Origin of the sequence: Citrobacter sp. Cu231 (assembly GCF_030332265.1) — a bacterium.
In the GTDB taxonomy this organism is placed as follows: domain Bacteria; phylum Pseudomonadota; class Gammaproteobacteria; order Enterobacterales; family Enterobacteriaceae; genus Citrobacter; species Citrobacter meridianamericanus.
Map to the genome: position 1 here is coordinate 101078 of NZ_JAOWIE010000034.1, position 13212 is coordinate 114289.

The 13212-nt window shown below is 43.7% G+C and carries 8 protein-coding genes and 1 tRNA gene; 1 reads left to right on the forward strand and 8 read right to left on the reverse strand.

Annotation, left to right across the window (positions count from 1 at the left end; all coding sequences use genetic code 11):
* Nucleotides 1-17 precede the first annotated feature (17 nt).
* From vexC to OGY15_RS11450, 8 genes are all read right to left on the reverse strand, one after another.
* Nucleotides 18-713 (reverse strand): Vi polysaccharide ABC transporter ATP-binding protein VexC, encoded by a 696-nt coding sequence (gene vexC, locus OGY15_RS11415; RefSeq protein ID WP_151217059.1) that lies wholly within the window; start codon nt 711-713, stop codon nt 18-20.
* A gap of 25 nt (nt 714-738) precedes the next feature.
* A complete protein-coding gene (vexB, locus tag OGY15_RS11420; RefSeq protein ID WP_210904098.1) occupies nt 739-1533 on the reverse strand; it encodes a Vi polysaccharide ABC transporter inner membrane protein VexB in 795 nt (264 codons plus the stop codon).
* Between the two features lie 9 nt (nt 1534-1542).
* Nucleotides 1543-2610, reverse strand: a complete 1068-nt coding sequence (gene vexA / locus OGY15_RS11425) for a Vi polysaccharide ABC transporter protein VexA (protein WP_286539223.1) — start codon at nt 2608-2610, stop codon at nt 1543-1545.
* Between the two features lie 45 nt (nt 2611-2655).
* Complete coding sequence (gene tviE, locus OGY15_RS11430) at nt 2656-4392, reverse strand: Vi polysaccharide biosynthesis glycosyltransferase TviE (protein WP_210904100.1); 1737 nt, start codon at nt 4390-4392, stop codon at nt 2656-2658.
* Nucleotides 4392-6887 carry a Vi polysaccharide biosynthesis protein TviD gene (gene tviD / locus OGY15_RS11435; RefSeq protein ID WP_286539226.1) on the reverse strand — a complete coding sequence of 832 codons (2496 nt, stop codon included), beginning with the start codon at nt 6885-6887 and terminating at the stop codon, nt 4392-4394. Before tviD ends, tviE begins: the two co-directional genes overlap by 1 nt.
* Before the next feature lie 29 nt (nt 6888-6916).
* Complete coding sequence (gene tviC, locus OGY15_RS11440) at nt 6917-7957, reverse strand: Vi polysaccharide biosynthesis UDP-N-acetylglucosaminuronic acid C-4 epimerase TviC (RefSeq protein ID WP_151224014.1); 1041 nt, start codon at nt 7955-7957, stop codon at nt 6917-6919.
* Between the two features lie 2 nt (nt 7958-7959).
* Nucleotides 7960-9237, reverse strand: coding sequence for a Vi polysaccharide biosynthesis UDP-N-acetylglucosamine C-6 dehydrogenase TviB (gene tviB / locus OGY15_RS11445; RefSeq protein ID WP_151217050.1), 1278 nt, complete (start codon nt 9235-9237; stop codon nt 7960-7962).
* A 2207-nt stretch (nt 9238-11444) separates the two neighbouring features.
* A tRNA-Sec gene (locus OGY15_RS11450) sits at nt 11445-11539 on the reverse strand.
* Between the two features lie 290 nt (nt 11540-11829).
* Between OGY15_RS11450 and OGY15_RS11455 the strand changes: the two genes are divergently transcribed.
* The gene (locus OGY15_RS11455) at nt 11830-13212 is read left to right on the forward strand and encodes a glycoside-pentoside-hexuronide family transporter (RefSeq protein WP_286539229.1); all 1383 of its coding nucleotides are present in this window, start codon (nt 11830-11832) and stop codon (nt 13210-13212) included.

Consider the following 13212-nt stretch of genomic DNA (forward strand, 5'->3'; position numbering starts at 1 on the left):
ATCCGTATATTTTCTATCTATATATCAAAGGAATAATCATCAGCTTGAATCGTCGCCTGATTTGACTGATTTTGTTCAAAAAGCGCAGATGCCTGTGCTAAATCTTCACACATCGTAATTTTTCCATGTAGCAAAACGCCAAACGCATGACAGTGTTCTTTAATAAGCCGAGGGTTGCGCGTTAGTACAATCAATCCTTTCTGTTGCAGCTCAAGCGCTAGCGCCGCCTGCATACGCAACTGTGAGGCATTATCCCCGGTGTACAGCTTGTCATCGGCAATATAAAGGCGGCAGGGAAGCAGTAAATTAATGGCAAATGCCAGATGCGCTTTCATCGTGACAGAATATTCACTCACCCTGTCGGTATAACGCTGTTCAAGCTGGGTCAATTGATAGCAGAAATGTGAAAACTCATCGCCATCCAGGCCATAAAGACTTGCCATCATGCGCGCATTTTCTTCGCCGGTTAACCCTGGCAGAACAAAAGCATTTGCCCCCAGCGGGAGCGCATCGCCCCGTAACCCAATAAAATCCCCTTCATCAGGAGCATCTATGCCGCACAGCAATCGAGTTAGCGTCGTTTTGCCTGAACCAGGGGCCGCCAGAATACCGATGTGCTCATGGTAATCCATGACAAAATCTGTTTTATCAAGGACCACCCGCGGGCCCTTATCAGACTCAAAATAGCGTGTACAACCTAATAAACCGAACACGAACGCGTCTCTCCTGAAGCAAAAGTCATTGATTTTCAGCGTCACAGATCAGGTGAAAAATGATGCCCGCGAGGAATAACGTTGCGGAAAATGCCAGAGGGTAAAGAGGTTCAAGGTACAAGGAGTGATACCCCTCAAACATTCCTTCTCTGACTATCTCATTAGCATGAAGTAGAGGGTTCCAGCTGAATATGCTTAATAATGAATAGGGCAATTCATTCGCCGTATAAAAGACAGCCGAAATCAAAAACATAGGTCTTAGCACCACAGGAACGGCTTTGTAGACCAGCGGGAACCGTTCAGACAGGGCATCACAAAAGTAACCAAACGATAACCCCAGAAGCCATGCGATAACCATCCCTTCAAAAATCAGGATCGGTTTCTGGGCTTCCCAACGAGAAAATATAAGAAAGTTAATCAATGAAACAATAATATAAATGATAACCGCATTAACAAATTCGACTGCGGCAAGAGCAAAAATTACATGCCTTTTCTTAACCTGCGAGACAACCGCCAACGATGTAAAGAATGAACGGGTGCGCATAGTTGCGGTAATGGTATAACGAAATAACAGATACGGTAATATACCTGCAATAACAAAGCTGATATCGTCAGTGAATATTGGCACCGTGCGATTTAAATATTGAAAAGAAATAACGGTAATGGTTATCCATACCAGTGGTACGGCCAGCACCATCATATAGTTTAGCAAATTACCGTTATAGCGTGTTTTTATATCGCGTGACATTAACAAAATGATTAACTCACAGACAGTAATGAGTTTCATAAAATAATAAGTATTATTTTTCAAAATATTCATATGGCGACGTTAGAAAGAGTTTGAGCCGCGGATCAAAAAGCTATCGAATGCGGCTTTCACCTTAGCGAAATCAGTCAAAGAGGCGTTCGAGATATAGATAACATCGCCGTTTTCCACTCGCATGGCCTGTGCTAAAAACACCGAGTCAGGTTGGCTCATATCGACATGATAGATATTCAGCTTACGCATCTGCTGCTTCGCCTGTTCCGCTTCGTTATGCTTGTACAGAAAAACCGCCTGCGGATCGGCAAGATTGTCATTTAATCCTTTCGCCAGTGCCAAAGCATCCACCACGCTGGAATGACGCTGAACCAGAGCATGTTTCCCCTGAACACCCGCTGCGCCGAGCACATTAACATACTCGGTCACTTGACGTAGAGTGATACGGTCATCCGGCTGTAAGGCAATATCCAGCTCGGGATACTGATAAATATCTGACAGTCGCGCAGTGAAATAATGCTGCTGGCGCGTCACGTGAACTTCCATCATATCTGCGCTGGTATTTTCTACTGCCACTGCCGTTGCCAAAAAATGACTCAGACGATTCATACTCTGTTCGAGAGGGTAACGACCCGTTTTCCCGCTGCCCTCGATCGTCACCATGGCCCCGGTGCGGGCGGTAAGTGTCACTAGCACCTGGGGATTCAGGACAACGCGCGCAAGTCGCTGTCTGATCTCATCAGCCAGTTGCGTCACATCCAATCCAGTAACCGGGATTGTCCCGGCATAAGGCACCTGAACGGTATTACCGTCAGCCACAAGAATATTTTCAAAATCCGCACGGTCGCCGCTCGCGTTATTGGATAAATACCCCGCCCCGCCCGAGGATAAAATAGTGATATGCAGCACATCGCCTTTAGCCAAAGATGTCCAGTGCCAGTTATTTGCGACAAAGACCGGATCGATAATAGTTTTCGGCACAGTATCGGTATCACTCATTTTTAATGTCGGAGTGACTTCGACCAGATTATAACGAGGATCGTCCTGATTAATCAGGCTGGATTTAAATACCGCCCTGGGAATAGTACATCCCGAAAGCAGGAAAAACGTCGTTAACAATATAATAATTTTTTTCATGGCTTATTTTATAAATGAAATAACTGAAAAAATGCTGCCCATTAATTAACGAGGCTGAGAGGAAATGGTTTGTACAAACGTTCTCACCATATGTTCCACGGTGAAGCGTTCTTGTAAAAATGACCGCGTCTGTTCGCAAATACCGGTTCTGCTGCGCCATAAATTGACCAACTGTTCTGCATAGCGGCAAGCCTGGTCAAGATTGACCGTCAGTGCATCATCAAGAATGAAACCTGAAACACCTTCTATAAAGCATTCTGCCGATCCACCAGCAGGGGTTGAAATCACCGGCACTCCGACCATTTGTGCTTCAATGAGCACATTGGGTAGCCCTTCATAACGCGAAAACAAAATGAATACATTCATTTTTTGCAGCCAATATCCCACGTCACGCGAAACGCCAACAAATAGTACTCTTTCCAGAATCCCCAACTGTTCAGCGCGTTGCTGTGCTTCAGCGCGCATATCCCCATCGCCTACCAACACAAAGCGCGTGGCGGGGTGGTGCTGTAAATAGCGTGCTGCAAAATCAATCCATGCAAGAGGGTTCTTATCGCCGACAAAGCGGAAAACGCCGCCGATAGTCGTGTCCGCATCCTGTGTTTTTTGCGTAAACTGCTGCCAGATTTTATGTGGCACCTCAGAAGAGGGTTCGGTAGATGGCGGTAAGACGCCGTTATATACAACCTGGAAGTGCTTCGCCTCCAACTTCAGCCAGTCGGCATAATGGCGGGTCACACAATGGTTGTTACTCATAAAATCAACGCCAGGCACAACCGCCAGTGCCTGGTAGAGAGGCTCGTATTCCGGCTTGAACAGACGCTTTCTCACTACCGGCGGTAACCCACGTAATCCCAGTTGAATTCTGGGCACGCCAGCAATCAACGCTGCAAGCGCAATCATCAGACAAGCGCCATCCTGCCAAACGGAGAGATAATCCGGCTTGCGCTCGCATAAGTGGGGGACCAGATGCTTGATGCCGTAATTACACACCGGCGGCAGATGAGATAACAATAAGCGCAACTCCGGAGATTCTATTGTCGCATCATCAAAGAAGTTTCCGGTAATCTTCGCGATCTCAAGCACCTCGACCTGTTCTTCCAGCACTTCTTTCAGGAAAAAATCTTGCCTGAGTTCCGGTGTCAGGGAGCGAATAATGAGCTCTACCGGTTCTTCTACTTTCAGGTCGCCAATTTTCCCCTGTTGCCGATACTTTCTGGCGATCTCGATAGCCAGCCTGGAAATCTGACGTTCTGCACCACCGCTACCTAGCGAACCAGTACAGAGCGCAAGACGACCGAAAGACCCGACGGGAAGCTGTCGAGGTTGACGATTTCGGTAGAACAAGATGGCATGCTTCATTGCAATAATACGGGTGTTGGTCCCCACAGGGATCGTTTCCCCTTCAAGACGTTCAAGCAAATCGCAGATCTTATTTATTTTGCCTAAATAATTGTTATATTTTTTCTGTACGTTGTTGCTAACCTTTTTAAGAATTAGCTGCGCATCTTTGGCTAGCCCCGTATTATATAAACGCCGTGCATACTCATAACGTGCTTCATCATTATTTTGCGCAATCAGCGTTTCGTAGAGCGCGTATGCACGCTCCGTTTCATTGAAATCATGAAGAAATTCGGCTTTTTTTAGCATAGCTAATGAAGTTAAAGCTTCAGCCGGTAATTCATTGTCAATTAACGTAATAGCTTGCTCAAGCTTCCTCTCTTTTTTCAATGTTGAAAGCGTTTTACCTAGCACAGCTATCTTTTCTTCCTGCGTAATCATTACGACTTCCCTGATGTATTTTTTTGTAATGCGGTTATGCAGGTCGAGATCTGCTTGGCCACTGGATCCGTTGGCCCATTCACTTTCTCCAGTCGCTGCCAATACTGCAAAGCCTGGTTGTAGTCGCGTAAATGCATTGCATTTAATGCAGCATATTTCAAGGCATAGGCATTTTCGCTATCAAAAACGAGTAATTTTTTCGCATAATCTAGATGTTCATAAGATGCGATAGTACTGCCGCCATCCTTCAGTGACTCATTAAATAACCTGATAATTTGCTTAAATTCACGCATCAGGCGAGAAGCATCAGGATCAATTCGTTTCAGGCTAATCAATACAGATAATGCTTCATCCAGACGACCTTCACTTTTCTTTTGACGTACATATTTAAGTGCTCTGGTTGCAACATTGCGACACTCTTTCTCAAACAACTCGTTCATCGAGGCATTCTGGAATGATGGAGAAATACTCATGACGTTAGCAATCAAATCAATGAGGAACGGAATGTCGTTAATATGACGTATGCTGCGTAACATAATCGACTGCAGGCTGGTAATGTTCGAGTTACGAATCAAGGTCATGTGTGCCAACGTGCACGCTTCTTTCCAGGCACCAAGATTCACCAGAGTTCTTGCACAATATACGGTGCTAATGGGATCGAACTCCAGAAGTGGCCACACAATTTTCGCCCCTGTCAGGATATTTTCATAATCCCCGCGCTCATACATTTCTCTTAATTTCTCGCGCCATGCCGTTTTAACTTCATTATTAAAGCGTGAAATACGTGCATGGGGATAAACCATAAATGCAGAGTAGCTGTACACCAGCGAAGTACTCAGTGAGACAAAATTATCAACCGAATGTAGCGACAGCGCGGTATTGTTCCATGCCTCAAAAACGTCGTGGAGTTTATCTTTATACGAGGTGCTAAGCGCCTGATGATAGCTCATATTTTTGATGCAGAAAGCTGTGCGAATGACGAGACCGGTATCATGAATCGTCGACAATACCGTCAGCGCAAATTCTGACTCATGGCGGAGTAGCTGCTCGAGCGCATGCATGAAAATCAATTCATCACTAAATTTGATTGCCAAAGATAACGCTGTTTCCATAAACGCATCATTTAGGCACTGCGATTGAATGCCGGCATGGAAAGCTTCGGAGAATGCAGTGCCATCATTGAAATATTGCGTGCTGCTCAGGAAATTAACCCATCCGCTTTGGGTTTCAGGATTCAATAACAGCACACGTTTCCAGTATTGATATGACTTATCAAACAGTTGTAAAGCATCGGCTGAGCCGGCGGCAACAGTAAGTACTTCTTCATCTTCAATTTCATTGGAAAGCATCATTTCGGCTGTCGATAAGGCTTCCCGCCAACGCGCTAATCCATGTAGAGACCTCAGTCGACAACGTAATGTACTGTCCGTCGTACCGATAATTTTCTCAACATCACTAATATCCTGATAAGCCTGTTCATAATAACCTAAACGGCTGAAAATTACGGACCGAAGTTGGATCAGAACAGGCTCTTGCTGCTGATTTCTTAATGCGGCAAAAAGTTGCTGTGATGCAGCAATAATGTCGCCATCTGCAAGCTGCTTAGTGATCGATAAGGTAATCTCACGTATTTTATCTTGTTTCTCTTGCCGCCCCTCATCAAGATGATGATTGGTATTGTTGATCACTCCCTTAAAAATAGCCGCAACGATCGCGTCACCAAACATGTCGGTATAATGAGTAAGATCGTCGCCATTTTTTTCCAGGGCACGTTTCTGCCCCCACTTTTCCATCAAATTTGTCGGATTAACGCAAGGAATACCCATTCTGGCGGCGATAGCGTCGACATTTTTAATTAACCGACTGCGGGACTGAATGACGGTTCCGGCACGAGTCACGGCATCAACATGAGTCATAAACATAACGCGATCGTGACCAAGAAGCTGAACGATTTCGATCATATCCTGTTCGATAGCATGCTCATCCATCTGCTCGACATTGATATTGCTTAATAAGGCACGATCGTCTTCCGACATTCCGGCAAAACAGGGATCGTCTTTGAGATAGGCCAGCAGTTTATGTTGATTTCCTTGCGTGGCCAGCGACCAGTACACACGCGCCCGCTCTGTTTGGCTAAAAAACTCATAGAAATGACGATTTAAATAATTTATTTGTAAGCAGAAACCATAGGCCATAATCTTCTTCTGACTTGAAATCTCGACGATATAGAAATCAGAACGACTATGAACATCGGTGTTTGAATAGTTTACGGCAGGTCTAAAAATAAAAGGCCGGACCTTTTTTGGAATATCTATCAAGCCCAAAACAAAACGTACCTGCTGTAATGCCTCGCTGCTCGTATGAGTAAAACCATATACTTTTTTAAAGTTAGCCTGAAAATTAAAATAAGGCTGAGCTCGTTTTACCGGACTCACAATACGGCAACTACCAATGGCTGTTAGCGTAAACATCCCTGACGATTTCATTAAATTCATCCACGTGAAAGGAAAGTGAGTAGTTATACTCAGGAATACAAAGCAGTCTGTTTATCGATATACCATTTTAGAGTCTGCTTAAGTCCTTCTTTGATATCAAATTCAGGTTCATATGAAAGAAATGTTTTTATTCTGGTAATATCTGCCTGGCTATGTTTAACGTCACCGTCGCGAAAATCTTTATAAATTGGTTCAGCTCTACTTTGTTCGTCCCGCCATAAATTCAGCCCATCGCGAATGAGATAATAAAGTTCATTTAACGAAGTTCTATCTCCAACAGCCACATTATAGACTTTATTTTTTGAGGCTAAATCATTAGTCGTTGCTGATAATAGATTGGCTTGAATCACATTCTCTATATAGCAAAAATCCCGACTTGTTGAGCCATCGCCATTGATATAAATTGGTTCATCTTTAAGAAGCGATAGTATCCAGCGAGGAATGACTGCAGAGTATGCTCCGTTAGGGTTTTGGCGGCGACCAAATACATTAAAGTAGCGTAGGCCAATAGCATTAAAATCATAGCTGCGAGCAAATACCTCGGCGTACAATTCATTGACGTATTTTGTCACCGCATACGGGCTTAATGGCCGGCCGATCCGTTCCTCAATTTTAGGTAAATCGGGATGGTCACCATAAGTACTACTGCTTGCGGCATAGGTGAAACCAGATACATGTGCATCTCTCGCCGCCGTCAACATATTTAAAAAACCATCAATATTAGCGCTATTTGTCGTGATAGGATCCTTCAAGGAACGTGGCACGCTTCCCAAAGCGGCCTGATGTAAAACGTAATCGACGTTCTCACAAACAGCCTGGCAATCGGCAAACGATCGGATATCCCCATGAACAAAGGTAAACCGGGACCATTGTTCTTCACTGACAGCGGCACGCACATCCTCTAAATTATGTTGATAGCCAGTTGAAAAGTTATCCAACCCAACTACAGTTTGATTTAAAAACAGTAATTCTTCTAATAATCCAGAGCCGATAAAACCTGCTACGCCAGTAATAAGCCAACGTTTTGGTTCAAGAACGAGTTGTATTTTTAATTCATCATAAGCTGTCATGATTATAACCTCACATCTGACTGCTCAGGTGAAAGGATATACTTCAAATCATAAAGTACGTGTTTATCTTTTCCAAAGCCACGAATATCATTACTCCCCATCTTCTTAAACTGCTCATGGCCAACGGCGACAATAATAGCATCATAAGAAGCTGCCTTGATTTCCGATACAGGTACAATCCCGTATTCCTCTTCGACTTCCTCAGCATCCACCCAAGGGTCAAAAATATCAACATTACAGCTGTAATTGCCCAATTCTTTTACAACATCGATAATGCGGGTATTTCTGATATCCGGGCAGTTTTCCTTAAAGGTGAACCCCAGAATCAGAACGTTAGAACCCTCAACATTAATCCCTTTTTTGATCATGGCTTTGATCAACTGTCCCGAAACATAGTTACCCATATTATCGTTCAGTCGACGACCCGCGAGGATAATTTCCGGATAGTAACCGATGCCCTGAGATTTATGAGTCAGATAATAGGGATCGACGCCAATGCAGTGACCACCAACCAGTCCCGGACGGAATGGCAGGAAGTTCCACTTGCTTCCCGCGGCTCGCAGCACGGCTTCAGTGTCAATCTCTAATCGGTTAAAGATTATCGCCAATTCATTTACCAGCGCGATATTGAGATCGCGTTGGGTATTTTCAATCACCTTTGCCGCTTCCGCGATCTTAATGCTTTCCGTTTTGTACGTTCCTGCCGTGATGATCTGTTGATAGATCTCATCAACCAGACAGGCCGTTTCTGCAGTTGAGCCAGAGGTAATTTTCTTAATAGTTGTCAGACGGTATTTTTTATCGCCGGGATTGATACGCTCTGGGCTATATCCGACGAAGAAATCTTTGTTAAACGTCATTGCGGACATACGCTCAAGGATCGGCACGCATTCTTCTTCAGTACATCCTGGATATACCGTAGATTCATAGACCACAATATCGCCTGGTCTCAGTACTTTACCAACAGTTTCACTTGCCATAATCAAAGGGGTGAGATCTGGCTGCTTATAATCGTTGATCGGTGTCGGGACGGTAATGATGTAAAAATTGCATTCTCTGATTTCATCAATTGATGAGGTAAACGTCAGATGGCGAGCATCACGTAGCTCTTCTTCTGTGGTTTCGAGATTGACATCGATCCCTTCTTTTAGCTCAAGTATACGTTTCTGATTAACATCAAAACCAACCACCTGACGAATTTTCCCAAATTCAGCAGCTAATGGCAAACCAACATACCCGAGTCCAATAATGGCAATTTTCACATCATCTTTGCTGATCATTACTGATAAATCCCTTATTTAATAATTATTCACTTTAAATAAATTCCAGATATTTTCTGGAACGCTACCGCCCCTGACGATCTTAGCCAGCGTATCTATTCTTATCGAAATTACGACAGTTTCTAGTCTAAGGAAGGCTAGAAATGTTATATTTTCTAATTTTAGTTAAATGGAGGTCGTATGCAGTATCAGTTCTAAAACAACAATTAAAGATCGGAGCTTTAATTGTAATTCTTATTGAGATAACGCATATCTGCTTATTCTGGCAATAGAAGATATCGAGGGTCCCGCACGCCGAATTTATGGGCGATTTCTTTTCTCCAACGATACAATGTTGACGGCGAGTTCATGAATCTATCCTGAAGCTCCTCCATACCGCTTTCGGTTAAGAAGTACTTCATCTTCATGATATCTTTGTTGCTAATCTTAAAGTTACATTCCCTTCGCCCTGCCGTTATCTTGTCACCATTTCGATATAGGCTTATTTTCTTAATCATCTCCGACACAGGTGTTGAGGTATCGAAAACAGCAATAACATTTTTGATATTATCCAGCCAAAAAAGAGCCAAAGGCATCAACCGTGAACTTGAAATGATGATTATGATTTTATTGATATTTTTAGATATTTTTATTCCGTGAGAAAAAAACCAAGGTGCTATGTAAGCTGTATTGATTAAGATTCACAAATAAATAATTTCTTTCGTTTGTAATCAGTGACATTTCATCAATAACACTAGCGACACCAACTCCAAAGTAAATATCATTTAGTGGCCAGAAATGTTGATACTTCATGAAGCCTCCATAACCTCGAACAACTCTATTTCATCTATGGAAAGGTAAGTGTGTACTTTTAAGCACATCTACCCTCTAAAAAATACCTAACAATCGAGTAATTGATTTTATTAATATTGTTAAATGCATGAGATGAACTTTTACACAACAAGGATGTGATATCAACCCCTCGCCATTCATAGCTAAAAACTATCAATCATTCATTCTTAGATTTGAATTACTAATGAATATAGGAATTTTAATGCGATTATTGGTGTATTTTTAGCGCTACTTGTGAAAACGCACTTTCATCTTTTATTCAAAATGAGAAAATTCTCAAAACACACAGAAACATTTTCTTACAAACTTACAGCATACATACCGAGGTTAAAGGTACCTTGGCTGAATTGTCACCCGTGTCTTTACGTTTAAATTCTTAGCTATCTCGTGTTATATTTTAATCAGTACGACTCAAGTCTATCTAACTATATTTTTCATGTTTTTCAGCAAGCGTGACATAATATACATAAGGCTCACGAACTACTCAGCATAGCAAGTATTAAAAATGGTATAAATACTAAACTAATTCATATGTTTTTTGTATCTACATAAGTTTTGATCGGATAATGAGACTAAAACTAGTCACCTTAATAAATTATCGATAATGATCAAGCTCCTTAAGATATTTTTAACAAAATAAATAAGTACCTTTTTTAAATCAGACCAAGTCTAAATTATTTAAAAGATGTTACTGCCTATAAGAGAAAATTGACTTGTAAAAAGACTACTTTATTTATGCAGGATGAAAAATCTTATATTGTATTCAAAAAAAGATAACTATGGAATTATATTCTAAAAATTAATTACGTGACTTTTATTTTTACTGATATATTTTCAGACAAGCACTCTAACATATCCCTTGCAATTTATTAAATAAATCCAATTTATTGAACATTAATTTTTTGTACCAGACGGATACAAAAGTGATATTTAGGACACCGGTATCGCGAATTGGAAGGATTAACCAGCCTTTACAAGACCGTACTATCCGAGTGCGTCAAAGATATCTTTTTGGCTCCTGTAGATTGTTAGTTTCATATGAGGTATCTCCCGAAAGTGGTATCGAAATCCGCCGATCGTCTCCCACAATCGGTTTAGCCTTTATCTTCGTGCAGTAAGTGACCGTTAAACAAAGAAACACATTGAAATTACGAAGAATAATTGAATCATGAGAGTCAATAAGAAATAGGTCGTGGAGGGCGAAGGGATTAGAACAAATACATCAATAAATTGAAAAATATGAACTTTTCAAGTTTATACCCCAAAAACCGTTTGAAACTGGTTGAAGTCGATTGCTCTCGGGATACAAGGAATGCCAGATATATAAGGGATTAGAAGGGATTTGTTGACGCCGGGAGAGTTCAGAAGAGTAATTTTGGCGGAAGATCACAGGAGTCGAACCTGCCCGGGAACGCTGGCGTCCCCAACTGGATTTGAAGTCCAGCCACCTCACCGGAGATGACGATCTTCCGCGCCTCGATTGCTACATGGAGGCGGGGCGCATTATAGCTACTTCCTGGGGTTTCCACACCCCCTCACTCACTTTTTTAACTTCCCTTTTGTCTTGCTATGATCGATTTCATATAAATCCTCAATAAATCCGTTAGTTACATTTCATCATATTTTTCGACGCTACCCTGATCACAGAAAACAAGAATCATAATTTGATAACGAGAAATCGGAATACCCGCGCTCACAGGGATGGTTTACAAGAACTGTAACCGGTATCAGGGCGTGTGAAAGTGCTAACAAGGATGCGTAATGAAAAGTGAGATTCTGTCTGTTAAAGAGAAGATTGGCTACGGGATGGGGGATGCGGCGAGCCACATTATCTTCGATAACGTCATGTTATATATGATGTTCTTCTACACCGATATTTTTGGTATTCCGGCCGGATTTGTCGGCACCATGTTTTTGCTGGCGCGCGCGCTGGACGCCATCTCAGACCCTTGCATGGGGCTGCTTGCCGACCGTACACGGTCGCGCTGGGGGAAATTTCGTCCGTGGGTACTGTTTGGCGCACTGCCGTTTGGCCTGGTTTGCGTGCTGGCCTACAGTACGCCAGATCTCAGCCTGAACGGTAAAATGATTTATGCTGCCATCACTTACACCCTGCTGACTCTGCTCTACACCGTAGTGAACATCCCCTACTGTGCGTTGGGCGGTGTCATCACCAATGACCCAACGCAGCGTATCTCCCTGCAATCATGGCGCTTCGTGCTGGCGACGGCGGGCGGCATGCTCTCCACCGTGCTGATGATGCCGCTGGTGAATCTGATTGGCGGCGAGGATAAAGCGTTCGGCTTTCAGGGCGGGATTGCCGTGCTCTCGGTGGTGGCCTTCCTGATGCTGGCATTTTGTTTTTTCACCACCAAAGAACGCGTGGAAGCGCCGCCGAGCACCACCTCGATGCGTGAAGACCTGCGCGACATCTGGCAAAACGATCAATGGCGCATCGTTGGCCTACTGACCATCCTCAACATCCTGGCCGTCTGTGTTCGCGGCGGGGCGATGATGTATTACGTCACCTGGATTTTGGGTACGCCGGAGGTGTTTGTCGCCTTCCTCACCACCTATTGCGTTGGTAACCTGATCGGCTCTGCGCTGGCGAAGCCGCTCACCGACTGGAAATGCAAAGTCAGCGTCTTCTGGTGGACCAACGCCGCGCTGGCGGTGGCGAGCCTGACGATGTTCTTTGTGCCGATGCACGCCAGCATCACCATGTTCGCCTTTATCTTCGTGATTGGCGTACTGCACCAGCTCGTAACGCCAATCCAGTGGGTGATGATGTCCGACACCGTTGATTACGGCGAATGGTGCAACGGTAAACGCCTGACGGGGATCAGCTTTGCGGGCACATTGTTTGTGCTCAAGCTGGGCCTGGCGTTCGGTGGGGCACTGATTGGCTGGATGCTGGCAGGTGGGGGCTACGACGCCGCAGCGAAAACCCAGAACAGCGCCACCATTAGTATCATCATCGCACTGTTCACCATTGTCCCGGCTATTTGCTACCTGCTGAGTGCCGTGATTGCCAAGCGCTTCTACACCCTGAAAACCCCGTATCTGACTGAAATCATGAGTCAACTGTCTCAGGGGACGCGTCGTAATCAGCAGGATTTCACGACGAAAGAATTACAGAACTAA

Excerpts from the sequence above, each read along its gene's own strand:
- vexB (WP_210904098.1), bottom strand. The coding sequence starts at position 1,533 with ATGAATATTTTGAAAAATAATACTTATTATTTTATGAAACTCATTACT.
- vexA (WP_286539223.1), bottom strand. The coding sequence starts at position 2,610 with ATGAAAAAAATTATTATATTGTTAACGACGTTTTTCCTGCTTTCGGGA.
- tviE (WP_210904100.1), bottom strand. The coding sequence starts at position 4,392 with ATGATTACGCAGGAAGAAAAGATAGCTGTGCTAGGTAAAACGCTTTCA.
- tviD (WP_286539226.1), bottom strand. The coding sequence starts at position 6,887 with ATGAATTTAATGAAATCGTCAGGGATGTTTACGCTAACAGCCATTGGT.
- tviC (WP_151224014.1), bottom strand. The coding sequence starts at position 7,957 with ATGACAGCTTATGATGAATTAAAAATACAACTCGTTCTTGAACCAAAA.
- tviB (WP_151217050.1), bottom strand. The coding sequence starts at position 9,237 with ATGATCAGCAAAGATGATGTGAAAATTGCCATTATTGGACTCGGGTAT.
- OGY15_RS11455 (WP_286539229.1), top strand. The coding sequence starts at position 11,830 with ATGAAAAGTGAGATTCTGTCTGTTAAAGAGAAGATTGGCTACGGGATG.